The following is a 16,116-nucleotide window of genomic DNA, read 5'->3' as shown; positions in this document are numbered from 1 at the left end:
ATATTATAGGTTTATTATGTCAATTTTACATAATCGTAGTTCTAAAAAAGCATTAAAAAATAATATGTTTTTAAAAAAAACACCTCGTTTAATTCTTTCATTTTATAAGTATTTTTATATTAAAGATCCTCAAAGTTATAGAGATCAAATTTATAAAAATTTTCTACAATATCAAATATTAGGTAGAGTATATATTGCTAATGAAGGAATAAATGCTCAAATTAGTATCCCTGTTCATATCTATTCGAGTTTTAAAAAATTTTTATATCAATTTGACTCGGAATTAAATAACGTACGTATTAATAAAACATTTAGTTTTAATAATGTATATGCATTTTGGATGTTTTCTGTCAAGGTTAAAAAAAACATTGTAAATGATGGTATTGAAAATCCTTTATTTAAATTTGAACATGTTGGAACATATGTTAATGCAGAAAAAGTTAATTTAATGATTCAGAATAAAAAAATAATATTTATTGACATGAGAAATTCTTATGAATATAAAATAGGTCGATTTCCTAATGCTATCGAAATTAAAAGCAATACGTTTCGAGAACAGTTAAAAAATATAATTAAAACTATGAGTTATGCTAAAAATGAAAAAATAGTAATGTATTGTACCGGTGGTATTCGCTGTGAAAAAGCAACATCTTGGATGATTTTTAATGGCTTTACGAATGTTTATCACATAGAAGGTGGAATTATTGGGTATGTAAATCAAGCAAAAAGAAATAGATTACCTATTTTATTTAAAGGAAGTAATTTTGTATTTGATAATCGAATGAGCGAAAAAATATCAGAAGATGTTTTATCTCTTTGTACACAATGCAATCAGCCTTCAAATAACTATGTAAATTGTATGTTTAATTTATGTCATCTATTGTTTATTCAATGTCATAGCTGTGCAATCAATTTTAAAAATTGTTGCTCTTTTGATTGTATGAAACAGGCTAACGTTTTATTAAAAAAAAATAATGTTTAATTTGAAACTAATTATTGGAGTTATTTATATTTTTTTCTAAATTTTCCCAATATGTTATTTTTTTTTCTAATTTTTTTTCTTCTAAATCTAATTCTTTCAACATAGGCAATTGATTAATAAAATTTTTTCTAAAAAATTCAGGTTGATTTATTTTATTTTGTAAAATTGTAATATTTTTTTCTATTTGTTCAATTTGATTTAATATTTTTTCTGTTTCTTTTTTGAGCTTGTTTTTGTTTGGTAAATTTAATTTTTTATTTAAAACATATATATTTTTTTTATTTTTATCTTTTTTTATTTTTTTATCTATTATTTCGTTGTAGCTATTTAAGTGTTTAGTGATTAATCCGTTACCCTTAAACATCCAATATTGATTAACCGTATTTTGAATAAAACTTCTATCATGACTGACTATTATAACAGTTCCAGAATACCGAATAATAATGTTTTCTAACAATTTTAATGTATCTAGATCTAAATCATTCGTAGGTTCATCAAGAATTAATGTATTGTTTTTTTGTAAAAATAATTTAGCTAAAAGTAATCTATTGCACTCTCCACCAGATAAAGTTTTTACTAATCGTTTTAATTCGTATGGTTGAAATAAAAATTTTTTTAAGTATCCTATTAAATAATGTTTTTTTCCGTTAATTATTATTTCATTTTTCCCTTCATTAATATTATCTAAAATAGATTTTTTAGGATTTAATATTGTTCGATTTTGATCAAAATATGCTATTTTCACCTTCTTACTTGAGTAGAAACATCCTGTTTTGATTTTATTTTCTCCTATGAGTATTTTTATCATAGTACTTTTACCAGAACCACTATTACCTATAAATCCTATTTTATCACCATATTGTATTATTGAAGAAAAATTGTGAATAATCTTTTTATTTGAAATACAAAAATTTATATTTTTTAAATGAAACATAATTTTTCCAGAATAATCTTTAGTTTCATTAATTAAAATATTTTCAAATTTTTCTATTTTTTTATAATTTTCATTTTCTTTTCTTAGCTTTTCTAAATTTTTTACTCTACCTTCATTTCTTGTGCTTCGTGCTTTAATTCCCTTTTTAATCCAAATTTCTTCTTTGTTTAATTTTTGATCAAACAATTTTTTTTGAATTTTTTCAATTTCATGATTCTTATTTTTTAATATAATAAACTTTTTATAATCTCCTGGGAATGATCTAAGTTTTCCTCGATCAAGATCAATAATTCTTGTGCATATATTATTAATAAAAAATCTATCATGTGATATGAATACAACACTCCCAGAAAAATTTTTTAAAAAATTTTCTAACCATTTTACTGTATTGACATCTAGATGATTAGTGGGTTCATCTAGTAATAATATATCAGGTTCATTTACTAATGCAGCGCCTAATGCAATTTTTCTTAAAAATCCACCAGATGCTTCTGAAAGTAAAGTATCTTTTTTAAGATTTAATATTTCAATGATTTTTTCTATTTTTAGGATTTCGTGAAGATTAATTTTTTTAAATTTTTTTTTAATAAATTCGAAAATTGAAATATTTAAATGATCTAAATTTTTTTGAGATAAATATGATATTTTAATGTTTTTTCTATAGATAACTACACCTGAATCTAAATCTTGTTTTTTATTGATCACTTTTAATAGAGTTGATTTTCCTACTCCATTTTTTCCAGTCAAACAAACACGTTCATTTTTATTTAAATAAAAAGAAGTATTTTTTAGTATTTCTAAATCGCTAAATGACAAAGAAGCATCTTGTATACTAATAACATTCATATTGTTCTCATTTAAAATTCATTATGTATGTTTTATTATCCAGGAGTAATATTTTTCATTTAAAAAATCTTTTGATTGCATTAAATGAGTAATATTTTTAACATATATTTTCATTTTTTTAGTTTTATCAAAATCTAATTTAAAATTATTTTTAGAGCTTGAAAAAATAATACAACCATTTTTCGCAAAGTTTTTTTAAAATTTTTAATAAGTTAAGATAATCTTTTTTAATTCAAAAAACTTTTTCATTTTTTCGAATTTGAAAAAGTTGGTAGATTAAAAAATATTAAATCAAATTTTTGATAAGTTGATTCGATCTACTCTAAACAGTTTGTTTGGATAAAAGAATGTTGTATTCCAATTATATTATTAATTGACATATTTTTTATAGAATACTGTATATATTTTTTGGATATATCTATAGTCGTTGTACTTTTAGTTCCTCTTAATTTAGTAAAAACAGTCACACTATCAGTATATGCAAATAAATTTAAAAAATCTTTACCATGTGATATCGTACTTATAATCTTTCTTACGTATCGATGTTACAAAAATAATCCACAATCTAAATAATCAAATAAATTTATTAATAATTTAGTCTTATATTCTTGAATTATAAAAAATTTTTTACTATTAAAAAGTTTTTGATATTGTAATTTTTTTGTTTTTTTATCTTAAGCACTATCTTATTAATTGAAATAGATAATACTTCTTTAGTGTAATACATTGCATCGCATAATCTTTTATAAGAATTATGTATATTTATTTCTTTTGGAACTTGATATTCTTGAATAACTAACCAGTTTTTACAAACATGTACAACAATATTATAATTAGGTATATCTCTATCATATATACGAAAACAGTCTATTTTTTTTCAGTCATTCCATGTTTTTAATTTTTTGATATTCTTTTTTAGTCTGTTTTCGTATTCTTTATTTTCATAATTTAGTATGTTTGAAGACATTTTATAATTTCTTAAAAAACAGTCGGATAGAGCATTCTTAAAAAAATGTTTCATAATATTCTATTTGTACGAAATGCAATAAAAATTCTGATCTAGTAAATATTTATAGTGTTTAATTTTTAAAGTACTTCTTCAATACAAAACCGATTTGAACATATAATACTACTAGTGTGCTTTCAGCATTTTCTTTGTCTGTATGCGATGGGTTGCTTAATAATATTCTAATTTTTTTATTTTTATACAGGTTAATAATATTATTTAAATTACATGTTGAAAATTGAATAATTTTTAATATGTTTGCATTAAACGCATTTTCTTTTTCTTGTTTTATAATTTTTTTATTATAATCATATCCTATAAATAAATTTTTATGACATTTACTTATTTTAGTTTCAAATCTTTTATTTGCTTCATTACAAACTGTATTCCATAAAAAACTATTATATCCTTTACGATATTTAAAACCTAATTTATTTCTTTTTAATTCTGGTGCTCTATCAGAATAAATCATAGCTGCTTTAATTCACATAGTCTCAGAACCACGAATAGGATCGATTAAAAGAAAATTTTTTTCCATGTAGAGCTTAATATAATTGCCGCACTTAATTTTTCTTGTAGCGAAGTAATATTAAAACATTTTCGATACCATCTTTGATGCAAAGAATATCCAGATAGATATAACATAATATTTATTCTGTTATTAATTAATAATACTTGAATATTGATATCAGGATTAATAAGATTAATATTAGGATACATAGAATATTTTTTATAAAATTGATCTATAATTGCATTATTTATAGTTAATACAGCAAACGAACTATTTTAACAATATTACTGTATCCTTTAAATTTTATTAAAAATGTATTTTTTAAATAAAAAATTTTGTTCCAATTAATTTGATAAGTGTTAGTATATAAATTATGGATACTGTTAATGGTAAAATTTTTAATACATATATAAATATTAGAAGCAATTCGATTTCATATTACACTTTCGTATAATAGCAAATCCTTCGCTTCATAATAAATACCTCCGTCAATAATATTTAAATTTTTTGTTCTTAAAGAAATAAGTTCCTTTTCTAACAATTTTCACATCCTGAATTTGTAATTGCATATAAATAGTTCATAATTTTTTAATTATATTTCTAATAAATATTGGACCATGATATATAAGTCCAGAATATATTTGTATTAAATCAGCTCCTAACTTTATTTTTTCTTTTGCTGAATTTAAAGAATTAATTCCTCCTACTCCAATTATAGGAATTTTTTTTTAAGCTCTTGATGTAATATTGACACTACATAATTACTCTTGTTTTGTAAAGGTAAACCGCTGAGACCTCCTTGCATGTGTTTACTTGTTATTTTTTTGTGGATAGAGAAATGATTTGTAGTGGTGTTAGTTGCGACAACTGCATCTATATTAAATTGAATTAATTTTTTAGCAATATGGATTATTTCATGTTTTAATAAGTCTGGTGAAATTTTGATAGCTATTGGTACATATTTAAAATATTTTTTATGCATTTCCTTTTGTTTTATTTTAATATTTTTTAGTAAATTTTCAAATAATACTCCATATTGTAAATCTCTTAAATATTTTGTATTAGGAGAAGAAATATTGATAGTTATATAATGAGTATAACAATATATTTTCTCGATACATATTAAATAATCATTTATTGCATTTTTAATAGAAGTATTTTTATTTTTTCCTATATTAACCCCGATTATTCCTTTAAATTTTGATTTTTTGATATTATAAATAAGATTTTCTATACCAAGGTTATTAAATCCCATGTTATTAATAATTGCTTCTGATTGAATTATTCGAAACATTCTTGGTTTTGGGTTTCCTGTTTGAGGTAATGGAGTAACCGTGCCTAATTCAATAAAACCAAAACCTAGTTTAGAAAAAAAATCTATATATTCACCATTTTTATCCATTCCAGCAGCTAAACCAACCTTGTTAGGAAATTTTAATCCCATACATTTAATTGGTTTAGATGGAATAGGTTTTAAAAAAAAATTTATTAATTTTTGTATGTATTTAAAACTAATATATTTCAACGTCAATGTATGTGATTTTTCAGGATCTATTAAAAATAAAAGTTTACGTATTAAATAGTAAAACATTATAATTCCTTTTTACTGACCACGTAAGATGTGCGTTTTTAACTATTTTTTCATTTTAAAAAGCGTAATTATTTTATTATAATTCCAATAAACATTAAAAGTTTCAATTTATTATTAGTTTATAATAAATATTGAAAAATTGATAACTTTCTTATTTATGCTATATTTTTATATAAATTGTACAATTAGCTCAATACTAAGAATTATATCGTAATTATCATAATACAAAAAATATTATAAAATAGATATACTATGAAAAAATACAATTATCCAATAGTAAAAACATTACTTGATACTGATGCATATAAGCTTCATATGCAGCAAGCTGTGTTTTTTTTCTACAAGAATGTTAATGTTGTTTCAGATTTTATTTGTAGAGGACCTAATATTTTAGGATCGTATTCGCATGTTTTGTTAGATCAAATTAATATGATGGAATCTTTATCTTTGAGTCATGAAGAATATTTATATATGAATTCATTTCCATTCTTTAAAAAAGAATATTTACATTGGTTAAAAAATTTTCGATATAATATAAAACAAGTCAAAGTCAATAATCATCATGGTCAATTGCGTATTCGAATTTCCGGATTATGGAAAGAAGTAATTTTATGGGAAGTTCCTATTTTATCTTTAATTAGTGAAATTTTTCATAAAAACCATTATCCTGAAGTGACTCCGGAAATTGCAGTAGATTATTTGAACTTAAAATTAAAAAAATTTTTTAACTACACTAAAAATTTAGATCTCTCTCGCTTAAAAATTATTGATTTTGGGACAAGACGCAGATTTTCATATGATGTACAATATTCTATTGTAAAAAGATTGAAAAAACAATTTCCTTTTTTAGTTGGATCAAGCAACTATCATATCTCTCGTATTTTAAAATTATCCCCAGTGGGAACTCAAGCGCATGAATGGTTTCAAGCGCACCAGCAAATTAGTTCTAATTTAAAATACAGTCAATCTTTAGCTTTAAAAATATGGTTGTGTCAATATAAAAAACATTTAGGAATTGCTTTGACAGATTGTATTACAATGGATTCTTTTTTACGTGATTTTAATTTATTTTTATCTAAATCATACCAAGGGATGAGGCATGATTCAGGTGATCCAATACAATGGGCTAAAAAAGCTTTAAAGCATTATAATCGTTTAGGAATTGATCCTTCTAGTAAAACTTTATTGTTTTCAGATAACTTAAATTTTAACACAATTATAACTTTATATAGCAAATTTAATCAAAAAATTAATATTGTATTTGGTATTGGAACAAAATTAACTTGTGATATTCCAAATGTAAAACCGTTAAATATTGTAATTAAGTTAGTTAAATGCAATGGAAAACCTGTGGCAAAAATATCTGATAGTCCTGGGAAAATGTTTTGTTTAGACAAAGAATTTATGAAATCGTTATTTAAAGCATTTGATTTACCTTTAAAAAATATAAAATAATATTAATAATTTTTTTGATTATACTTATTTTTATCAATATTATTTAAAAAATAGAGTATAAGGGAAAATATAATGAATACAGTATCAATATCAAAAATATATCAAAATGATACTATGTTAAATGATTCAATTACTATATCTGGATGGGTCAAGAGTCGAAGAAGTTCAAAATCTGGATTTTCTTTTATTACAGTATACGACGGATCGTGTTTTCATGCTATACAAGTTATTGCTAATAATACTTTATATAACTATTATAAAGAAATATTGCGTTTAACTGTTGGATGTTCCGTATTGATTAAAGGAGATCTTATTTTATCTATCGGCAGGAAGCAAGAATATGAAATTAAAGCGACAGAAATTCAAGTATTAGGATGGGTAGACAATCCAGATACTTATCCAATTTCTGCTAAAAAACATAGCTTAGAATATTTGCGAGAAGTAGCGCATTTACGTGGTAGAACAAATTTAATTGGAGTTATAGTAAGAATACGAAACTATGTATTTCAACTATTACATAAATTTTTAAATAAAAAAGGATATTATTGGATTCCGACACCTATTATTACTAGTTTAAATACTGAAGGTGCTGGAGAAATGTTTAATGTTTCAACATTAAATATGAAAAATATTCCTAAAAACGATAATGGTTCCGTTGATTTTAAAAAAGATTTTTTTGGAAAAGAGTCTTTTTTAACTGTTTCGGGACAACTAAACTTAGAATCATATGCTTGCTCTTTGTCTAAAGTATACACTTTTGGACCAACTTTTAGAGCTGAAAATTCAAACACTGTTCGTCATTTAGCGGAATTTTGGATGTTAGAAATTGAATCATCTTTTTTAAATTTACATGAAATATCTAAATTTTCAGAAGAAATGTTGAAGTATATTTGTAAACGTGTTCTAAAAAACTGTACGACAGATATTAAATTCCTTAAAAATTACATCGATAGTGATATAATTAACCGTCTTGAAAAGTTTGTATCATTAGATTTTATACGAATAAAGTATACTGAAGCTATAAATATTTTAATAAGTTCTCAAAATAAATTTGATAAAATTATTTATTCAGGAATTGACTTAAATGCTGAACATGAACGTTTTCTTGTTGAGAAACACTTTAAAAGACCTGTAATAATAACGGATTATCCAAAAGAATTAAAAGCATTTTATATGAGACTGAACGATGATAAAAAAACTGTTTCTGCTATGGATCTTTTAGTACCAGGTATTGGCGAATTAATAGGTGGATCTCAACGTGAAGAACGTATTGAAATACTAGATTTACGTTTATTAGAATTAGGTCTTAAAAAAGAAGATTATTGGTGGTATCGAGACCTTAGACGTTACGGGACTGTTCAACACTCAGGTTTTGGTATGGGTTTTGAGCGATTTATTGCTTATATTACTGGTGTATCGAATATAAGAGATATAACACCATTTCCTCGTACTGCTAAAAACTCTCGTTTTTAAATAAATTTTTATATCAAATTATTTTTATAATTGTTTAATTTATATGACATTACTAATAAGGTAATTTAAAAATATGAACAAAAAAAAATCTTTATCAATTTTGATACCTATGTTATTTGCAACTAGTAGTGCAGTTCAAGCTGCTGAAATTTTTAACAAAAATGGAAACAAGTTAGAATTATATGGAATTATAAACCCTAATCATGAATTTTCTAATAGTTTTTTATCTACCAAGATTACTCCAAAAGAAGATAATACTAATGCTATTTTAGGATTATCTGGAAAAATTAATATCACTAATAAACTATCTAGTTATGCAAAAATTGAATATAAAACTGATTTTTTTATGCCTGAAGAATTAATGAATCAACAACAAAATAATACTATACGTTTAGGATATGCTGGTTTGAAGTATGGTAATTTAGGATCTATAGATTATGGTAGAAATTATGGTGTTATTCATGATGTGGAGTCTTTGATTAATCGTGCGCCATATATCAAAAATGACAGTGTTTTTGCATATAATGATAATTATATGGTAGGTAGAAATAGCAGTTTGTTAACTTATAGAAATGATAATGTTTTTGGTTTAATTGATGGTATGAGTTTTGCATTACAATATCAAGATGAAACTAAAAATCGACATCCAAGCCAAAAAAATCATTCAGGTTGGGGCGCATCTTTAAAATATGAAAGTGATTCTGGATTAACTGCTATCGGATCTTGTTTTACATCGAAAAGAACTCATTCTGCAACAGGTAAAATTTTAACAAATGAATCTGTGAATTCATATGGGTTAGGTTTTAAATATGATGCTAATAATATATATTTTGCTGCTTTTTATGGTGCAGCGAGAAATTTAACACCTCATAACATTCATACTAGCAGTTATATAAACGAAACGCAAAATATTGAGGCTATTGCGGAATATACTTTTAAATCTGGATTTCGTCCTTCTTTAAGTTATCTAGATTCTAAAGGTTATAATATGCATGGTTCTAAAAAAAGTGAATTAGGTTTAGCAAAACAAATTAATATTTCTACTCGTTACGAGTTTAATAAAAATATTTCAACTTATATGAATTATAAGATTAATTTGTTGAAAGAAAATGATTTTATTAAAACAAATAAAATTTCTACGGATAATATTATTGGTGCTGGATTGGTTTACCAATTTTAATTGCATACTAAATAACTTTTTCAATTAAATTTTTAAAAAAGTTTTTATATAAAAAATTAAGGTTAAAACTTTCTACTCATTGATAACAAGTAAAATGTATTTTTTTAAATATACAATATATATTTTATGTTATACATTTGAGTAGAAAGTTTTACTGTATTAAATGGTTTCATAATTATTTACAATTAATATATTTTTTAAGAAAATAAATTTTTTATTTTTTAAAGTACAATTTCTCTTATTTTAAAAAAATTAACTTAATTTTTACAAATTATTTATCAACAATAATAATTCCTAGGATTAAGATAATATATTTCATTTTGATTTTTAGCTAAGAATATTGAGGTTATTGATATTTAAAAATTTATTTTTTCTCAGGTAGTCCGAATTTTTTGTGCTTGCACTGATTTGATTATCATTAATAATGTTAAATATTTTTATTTTTTAACAATTTTTTTCATATGTTTATTGATTTTTTGTGATCTAAAAAATATTTCTCTTCATTTTTTAAGGTGTTCATATATATAAGTGTATTTTTAAAAAAAATACTTTTATCAAAAAATGTTTTCTACAACAATATAGTTAATAGTATTTTCAATTTTAATAAAATAAAACTTGTATTTTTAAATTTATTTTTTTAAAAAATGAACACTTGTTTTTAAAAAAATAATTAATATAAATATTAATTTATTTTTTAAATGATTTACTTTTTTAAAAAGCTATATTTTAATATAATGCTTTTAGTTTAGTTCCACCTAATAAATGCATATGTAAATAATTAATTTCTTGTCCTCCATTTTTATTGCAATTAATAATAATCTTATACCCATCTTCACTGATATTTTTCTTTTTAGCTATCTGAACTGCAATATAAAACATATGTGCAAAAATATTTTTATTTTTTTTATTTATGTCATTTGCTGTTTTTATTATACAGTTTGGTACAATTAATATATGTATAGGAGCTTTTGGATTTATATCATCAAAAGCTGTAACTATGTTGTCTTGATATAAGATATTTGATGAAATTTCTTTTTTGATAATTTTTTGAAAAATTAAATCATTATTCATAATAAAATATTTTTATTCCAATGTTGGTTTGACAAAATATGCCTATTATTGGGCGAGTTATAGTTTACTCACCCTATTGTTTATTTATTTTTTATATATTCATCTATTGCTGTCTTAATATTTTCAGATTTAGTCCCAAAAACAGCTTGAACTCCTAACCCTGATATTACTACTCCTGCTGCTCCTAAATCTTTTAAAGCAACTTTATTAACTTTTGACATGTCTAATACTGTAATACGCAATCTAGTAATACAAGCATCTAAATTTTTGATATTTTCTTTTCCGCCTAATGCATGAACAATCTCAGGTGCTATCTCATTATTATTTTTTATTACAATATTATTTCGTTTATTCTCTCTTCCTGGAGTTTTCAAATTAAATGTCATTATTACAAAATAAAATATTATATAATATAAAGAACCATATAAAATACCAACGATTGGGAAAAGAAACAACTTACTACTATGCCCACTTAGCACTATAAAATCTATCAATCCGTGTGAAAAACTTGTTCCTGCCCGCATATTTAAAAAAATACACAATGGAAAAGATAATCCTGCTAAAAAAGCATGAATAACATATAATATTGGAGCAACTAATATAAATGAAAATTCAATCGGCTCGGTAATTCCAGTTAAAAAAGCTGTTAATGCAGCAGAAATCATAATACTTCCTATTTTTTTTTTATTTTCTTTTTTTGCTGCATGCCAAATTGCTAAAGCTGCTCCTGGAAGACCATACATCTTGAAAATAAATCCGCCTGATAAGTTTCCTGCAGTTCTATCTCCGGCTATATATCTTGCGATGTCACCATGAAACACTTGTCCAATAGAGTTAGTATACTCTCCAATTTGCATTTGAAATGGAACGTTCCATATATGATGCAAGCCAAATGGAACTAATGCTCTTTCTACTAATCCATATAAAGAAAAAGCGAAAATTGGATTTTGATAAGCAGCCCATTGAGAAAATATTTGAATTTTTATAGCAATTGATGGCCAAATTAAAGATAATAATAATCCTATAAATATTGCACATAGTCCCGAGATAATAGGAACAAATCTTTTTCCAGCAAAAAATCCTAAATATTCAGGTAATTGAATTTTATAGAACTTATTAAACATATAAGCAGCAATTCCTCCTGCTATAATACCACCTAATATTCCTATATCAGAAAAATGTTTACTTTTTGTTATATCAATATTTGCATATAACATAGTATTAGGTTCAATTACAGATAATGTCTGAATTAATATACTATATGCTACTACTGCTGCTAATGCTGCTACACCATCGTTGTTACTAAAACCTAACGCTACCCCAATAGCAAAAATTAATGGCATATTTGAAAAAACAGATCCCCCTGTTTGAGCCATAATTGTAGAAATAGTATCTGGTAATAAGCTAAAATGAGCTGATCCTATACCAAGTAATATCCCTGCTATTGGTAACACTGAAACAGGTAACATAAGTGATTTTCCAATTTTTTGAAGACTTGAAAATACATTTTTAAACATATTGAAAACTCCTAAGTATATATAAAATATAAAATTAATTAAATAATATGTTTTATTTTAAAATCTAAATAATGTATAAAAATTATTTTTTATAATTTCAGCAAATTTTTTTAAATGTATTTCTTTTATCAAACAAATATCTTTTGCTATATTAATTAAATAAGCTGGTTGATTTTCTTTTCCTCTATATGGTATAGGCGATAAGTATGGGGAATCTGTTTCAATTAGCAAATTTGTTAATGGTATTTTTTTTAATGTGTTTCGTAATGCAATTGAATTTTTAAAAGTAATGATTCCAGAGAAAGAAATATAAAATCCTAAGTCTAATAATTTGAATGCCGCTGTATCATTTTCAGTAAATGAATGTAAAATACCTCCACATTTTTCTGCATGTTCTTCTTTTAATATTTTTATTGTATCGTTTATGGCGTTGCGTGTATGAACTATGATAGGTTTATTTAATTTGATTGCAATTTGTATATGTTTTCGAAACAAATATTGTTGTATTTTTTTTGTTTCATATGAGTAATAATAATCTAAACCTGTTTCGCCTAAGGCAATTACACGTTTTTCTTTTGATAGTGATTCTAATTTGTTAAAATTTTGTATTTCTTTTTGACAATATATGGGATGCACACCACAGGAATAAAAAATAGAATTGTATTTATCAAATAATTTTTTTATTTTATAAAAATTATTAATAGAAGTAGATACTGTTAAAAATTTTTTTACATGGCTTTGATTTGATTTTTTTAACATATCTTCTATGTTTTTATGTAATGAATGATAATTTAATTGGTCAAGATGACAATGAGAATCAACTAAAAACATAATTTTATCTCTTTCGTTTAAAATTATTCATCGATTAAAATTAAATAACAAAGCTTAAAATTTTTTCCCATTTAAGTAATTGTTCTAATAATAATAATTCGCTATTAATGCTAGGTATATTTAATAATCTATATCTACATTTAGTCCATGTATAAATACTTTGATGCAAAGTAAAATAATTATAGTTACTAGAAAAAAATTGAATTAATTCTAGTTGATCAAAATTAGTTAATTTTTTTTTTTGATTAAAATATAGTTGTATAGAATCAAATAATAATAAACAGATCCAATCTATTTTTAATATAGTATTTTTTATAGATAAAATTGGTAATATTTTTAGTAAATTTTGATTTTTAATAGATTTTAAAAAATATAAAAATAAATTATTTCTTTCTTCCCAAAGACCATCATTGATAAATTTTTTAGCCGATATTGGTGATCCTTGATAAATACGTAATGCAATTAAATTTAATTTTTTATTTAATAAATTTTGATTTTTTAACCAACTTAAACTGTTTTTTTCTAGTGGAGGAGATAATATATATATTAAACAACGACTATGTAGTGTAGAATTCACTCTTAAATTATTATAATCAATTAGGAAAAACCAAGTGTTTTTTGGTGGTTCTTCTAGCGTTTTCAATAATGCATTTTTTGCAGATTCTGTCATTTTTTGAATATTGGATAAAAATATTATTTTATTTTTTCCTTGTTTTGGATATTTAAATATTTTTTCATTTATTTCTCGGATATGGTTAACAGTAATGATTTCATCTTTTTTGCTAATATATTGATGCCAGTCTGGGTGGTTTCCAGATAACATTAATTGACAACTATGACATTTTTTACAACATTTAATTCCATTTCTGTGGTTGCATAATAACCATTTGCTAATTTCTAAAATTAATTTACATACTCCTAGTCCTTTAATAGTTTTTATTAAAAATGCATGATGCGTTTTTTTAATTTGATGTTGTTTGATAATTATTTTATATGGATTTATTAGCCAAGGATAGCGTTTCATATGAATTGTTTTTGAAGCCATTTTAATAGTTGTTTTTTAATATTTTTAGTAACATTTTTAATGTCTAAATTAGCATCAATTGTAATAATTTTGTTGTCGTATTTTACATTATTTAAATAACTTTTTCTTGTTTTTTTAAAAAATGTTAAAGACCGATTTTCTATTCTATCTAATGGACTTCTTTTTAATATTCTTTTTAAACCAGTTTCGGGTATAACATCTAAATATAGAGTTAAATCAGGAGTAAAATCTTTTAATAATAAATTTTTTAACTGATTGATCATATTCTCACTAATACCTAAACCTCCTCCTTGATAAGCTAAAGAAGATAAGTCGTGGCGGTCTGAAATAACCCAATCTCCCCGTTGTAATGCAGGTTTTATAATTGTTTCAACTAATTGAATTCTCGCTGCATATACTAATAGTAATTCTGTTTCTCTGGTAATTTTTTCCGTGTGATATGCTTTAATTAAATTTCTTATTTTTTCTGCAATAGGTGTACTACCTGGTTGGCGTACTAATACAACATTTTTAATGTTGTTTTTTTTTAAAGTCTTTTTTACATAAAAACACGCATGTGTTTTTCCTGCACCTTCTAAGCCTTCAATCACAATAAATTTATTTTTTATCATTATTTTTTTAGATATGTAATATAAATTCATTTTAAGTAGTATTTGATAATTTTAATTTTTAATTTTACTTTTAATAAAATCTACAGCGTTTTGTACTGTTTTAATTTTTTCTGCTTCATTATCAGATATTTCTATATTAAAATCTTCTTCCAAAGTCATAATTAATTCTACAATATCTAATGAATCTGCTCCAAGATCTTCTAAAAATGAAGAATTTTTAGTAATATCATCTATTTTTATATCTAATTTTTTAGTAATAATATTTTTTATTTTTTTTTCAATATTGTTCATGTTATTCACTTTTAAATGTTTTATGTATGTAATATATCATTTACATATACATACCACCGTTAATATGTAATGTTTGACCAGTAATATAGGATGCTTTGTGAGAAGATAAGAATATAACAGCATCTGCTATTTCTTCTACTGTACCTAATCTTTTCATTGGAATTTTAGATAAATAATTTTTATATTGAGATGCATTTAAATCTTTAATAAATTCTGTTTTAATCAGTCCTGGAGCAATAATATTTACAGTGATCCCTTTTGAGGCTACTTCTAATGCTAATGTTTTATGAAATCCAATCAGACCGGATTTTGCAGCGCTATAATTAATTTGACCTTTATTCCCTGTATAACCAATTATAGAACTAATTGTTATTATTCGCCCTGATTTTTTTTTGATCATTGAACGAATGACTGCTTTAGAAATATAAAATATAGATGTTAAATTAATTTTTATTATATCCTCCCACTCTTTATTTTTCATCTGAATCAGCAGTTTGTCTAATTTTGCTCCAGCATTATTAATTAATATATCAATAGAATATTTTTTTTTATAAATTTCTTCAATTTTTTCTGAAATAGAATTAGTATCTTTTAGATCTAAAATTAAACCAAAACCGTTTTTTTTTAAATATGCATTAATTGCTTGTACTCCATATTGACTAGTAGACGTGCCAATAACTCTAATTCCCTGTTTTGATAATTTTATAGCTATTGCTTTTCCGATACCTTTATTTGCACCTGTGACTAAAGCTGTTTTTTTAATATTTTTCAT

At 23.6% G+C, this 16,116-nt stretch carries 14 protein-coding genes and 1 pseudogene; 4 read left to right on the top strand and 11 right to left on the bottom strand.

Features of this window, described 5'->3' with window-relative positions; genetic code table 11:
- Positions 1-16 precede the first annotated feature (16 nt).
- On the top strand, positions 17-982 hold the full coding sequence (locus tag IX46_RS01810) for a rhodanese-related sulfurtransferase (protein ID WP_053940309.1): 966 nt from the start codon (positions 17-19) through the stop codon (positions 980-982).
- Positions 983-989: 7 nt separating this feature from the next.
- Here the strand turns inward: IX46_RS01810 and IX46_RS01805 are convergent, their stop codons facing one another.
- From IX46_RS01805 to pyrD, 4 genes and pseudogenes are all read right to left on the bottom strand, one after another.
- Positions 990-2,762, bottom strand: coding sequence for an ATP-binding cassette domain-containing protein (locus IX46_RS01805; protein ID WP_053940308.1), 1,773 nt, complete (start codon positions 2,760-2,762; stop codon positions 990-992).
- A 1,079-nt stretch (positions 2,763-3,841) separates the two neighbouring features.
- Entirely contained in the window at positions 3,842-4,240 is a 399-nt protein-coding gene (locus tag IX46_RS03225) for a hypothetical protein (RefSeq protein ID WP_238967837.1), read from the bottom strand.
- A gap of 44 nt (positions 4,241-4,284) precedes the next feature.
- Positions 4,285-4,488 carry a hypothetical protein gene (locus IX46_RS03220; protein ID WP_238967836.1) on the bottom strand — a complete coding sequence of 68 codons (204 nt, stop codon included), beginning with the start codon at positions 4,486-4,488 and terminating at the stop codon, positions 4,285-4,287.
- Positions 4,489-4,857: 369 nt separating this feature from the next.
- A pseudogene (gene pyrD / locus IX46_RS01795) lies at positions 4,858-5,870 on the bottom strand (quinone-dependent dihydroorotate dehydrogenase).
- A gap of 252 nt (positions 5,871-6,122) precedes the next feature.
- On the opposite strand from pyrD, the gene pncB reads away from it, so the two are divergent.
- The 3 genes from pncB to IX46_RS01780 all read left to right on the top strand — a co-directional run bounded on the left by pncB (position 6,123) and on the right by IX46_RS01780 (position 9,978).
- Complete coding sequence (gene pncB, locus IX46_RS01790) at positions 6,123-7,325, top strand: nicotinate phosphoribosyltransferase (protein ID WP_053940307.1); 1,203 nt, start codon at positions 6,123-6,125, stop codon at positions 7,323-7,325.
- Positions 7,326-7,397: 72 nt separating this feature from the next.
- Positions 7,398-8,798, top strand: a complete 1,401-nt coding sequence (asnS, locus tag IX46_RS01785; RefSeq protein WP_053940306.1) for an asparagine--tRNA ligase — start codon at positions 7,398-7,400, stop codon at positions 8,796-8,798.
- Between the two features lie 73 nt (positions 8,799-8,871).
- Positions 8,872-9,978 carry a porin gene (locus IX46_RS01780; RefSeq protein ID WP_053940305.1) on the top strand — a complete coding sequence of 369 codons (1,107 nt, stop codon included), beginning with the start codon at positions 8,872-8,874 and terminating at the stop codon, positions 9,976-9,978.
- Positions 9,979-10,704: 726 nt separating this feature from the next.
- Here the strand turns inward: IX46_RS01780 and IX46_RS01775 are convergent.
- The 7 genes from IX46_RS01775 to fabG all read right to left on the bottom strand — a co-directional run bounded on the left by IX46_RS01775 (position 10,705) and on the right by fabG (position 16,116).
- Positions 10,705-11,049, bottom strand: coding sequence for a histidine triad nucleotide-binding protein (locus tag IX46_RS01775; protein WP_053940304.1), 345 nt, complete (start codon positions 11,047-11,049; stop codon positions 10,705-10,707).
- An 80-nt stretch (positions 11,050-11,129) separates the two neighbouring features.
- A complete protein-coding gene (gene ptsG / locus IX46_RS01770; protein ID WP_053940303.1) occupies positions 11,130-12,566 on the bottom strand; it encodes a PTS glucose transporter subunit IIBC in 1,437 nt (478 codons plus the stop codon).
- 57 nt (positions 12,567-12,623) lie between these two features.
- Positions 12,624-13,397 (bottom strand): YchF/TatD family DNA exonuclease, encoded by a 774-nt coding sequence (locus IX46_RS01765; RefSeq protein ID WP_053940302.1) that lies wholly within the window; start codon positions 13,395-13,397, stop codon positions 12,624-12,626.
- A 40-nt stretch (positions 13,398-13,437) separates the two neighbouring features.
- Positions 13,438-14,442, bottom strand: coding sequence for a DNA polymerase III subunit delta' C-terminal domain-containing protein (locus tag IX46_RS01760; RefSeq protein ID WP_238967835.1), 1,005 nt, complete (start codon positions 14,440-14,442; stop codon positions 13,438-13,440).
- Positions 14,418-15,053 (bottom strand): dTMP kinase, encoded by a 636-nt coding sequence (gene tmk / locus IX46_RS01755; protein ID WP_053940301.1) that lies wholly within the window; start codon positions 15,051-15,053, stop codon positions 14,418-14,420. The genes IX46_RS01760 and tmk overlap by 25 nt, the downstream gene beginning before the upstream one ends.
- Positions 15,054-15,104: 51 nt before the next feature.
- On the bottom strand, positions 15,105-15,344 hold the full coding sequence (acpP, locus tag IX46_RS01750) for an acyl carrier protein (RefSeq protein ID WP_053940300.1): 240 nt from the start codon (positions 15,342-15,344) through the stop codon (positions 15,105-15,107).
- A 40-nt stretch (positions 15,345-15,384) separates the two neighbouring features.
- A complete protein-coding gene (gene fabG, locus IX46_RS01745) occupies positions 15,385-16,116 on the bottom strand; it encodes a 3-oxoacyl-[acyl-carrier-protein] reductase (protein ID WP_053940538.1) in 732 nt (243 codons plus the stop codon).

Origin of the sequence: Buchnera aphidicola (Aphis glycines), assembly GCF_001280225.1 — a bacterium.
Classification (GTDB): Bacteria; Pseudomonadota; Gammaproteobacteria; order Enterobacterales; family Enterobacteriaceae; genus Buchnera; species Buchnera aphidicola_E.
The sequence above is the reverse complement of the archived record's forward strand: the minus strand, read 5'-3'. Positions and strand labels throughout refer to the sequence as shown.

Bases quoted from the DNA above. Each gene is read 5' to 3' on its own strand.
- IX46_RS01805 (WP_053940308.1), bottom strand. From the start codon at position 2,762: ATGAATGTTATTAGTATACAAGATGCTTCTTTGTCATTTAGCGATTTA.
- IX46_RS01810 (WP_053940309.1), top strand. From the start codon at position 17: ATGTCAATTTTACATAATCGTAGTTCTAAAAAAGCATTAAAAAATAAT.
- asnS (WP_053940306.1), top strand. From the start codon at position 7,398: ATGAATACAGTATCAATATCAAAAATATATCAAAATGATACTATGTTA.
- fabG (WP_053940538.1), bottom strand. From the start codon at position 16,116: ATGAAAAATATTAAAAAAACAGCTTTAGTCACAGGTGCAAATAAAGGT.
- acpP (WP_053940300.1), bottom strand. From the start codon at position 15,344: ATGAACAATATTGAAAAAAAAATAAAAAATATTATTACTAAAAAATTA.
- IX46_RS03220 (WP_238967836.1), bottom strand. From the start codon at position 4,488: ATGTATCCTAATATTAATCTTATTAATCCTGATATCAATATTCAAGTA.
- IX46_RS03225 (WP_238967837.1), bottom strand. From the start codon at position 4,240: ATGATTTATTCTGATAGAGCACCAGAATTAAAAAGAAATAAATTAGGT.
- ptsG (WP_053940303.1), bottom strand. From the start codon at position 12,566: ATGTTTAAAAATGTATTTTCAAGTCTTCAAAAAATTGGAAAATCACTT.
- IX46_RS01780 (WP_053940305.1), top strand. From the start codon at position 8,872: ATGAACAAAAAAAAATCTTTATCAATTTTGATACCTATGTTATTTGCA.
- tmk (WP_053940301.1), bottom strand. From the start codon at position 15,053: ATGATAAAAAATAAATTTATTGTGATTGAAGGCTTAGAAGGTGCAGGA.
- IX46_RS01775 (WP_053940304.1), bottom strand. From the start codon at position 11,049: ATGAATAATGATTTAATTTTTCAAAAAATTATCAAAAAAGAAATTTCA.
- IX46_RS01760 (WP_238967835.1), bottom strand. From the start codon at position 14,442: ATGGCTTCAAAAACAATTCATATGAAACGCTATCCTTGGCTAATAAAT.
- IX46_RS01765 (WP_053940302.1), bottom strand. From the start codon at position 13,397: ATGTTTTTAGTTGATTCTCATTGTCATCTTGACCAATTAAATTATCAT.
- pncB (WP_053940307.1), top strand. From the start codon at position 6,123: ATGAAAAAATACAATTATCCAATAGTAAAAACATTACTTGATACTGAT.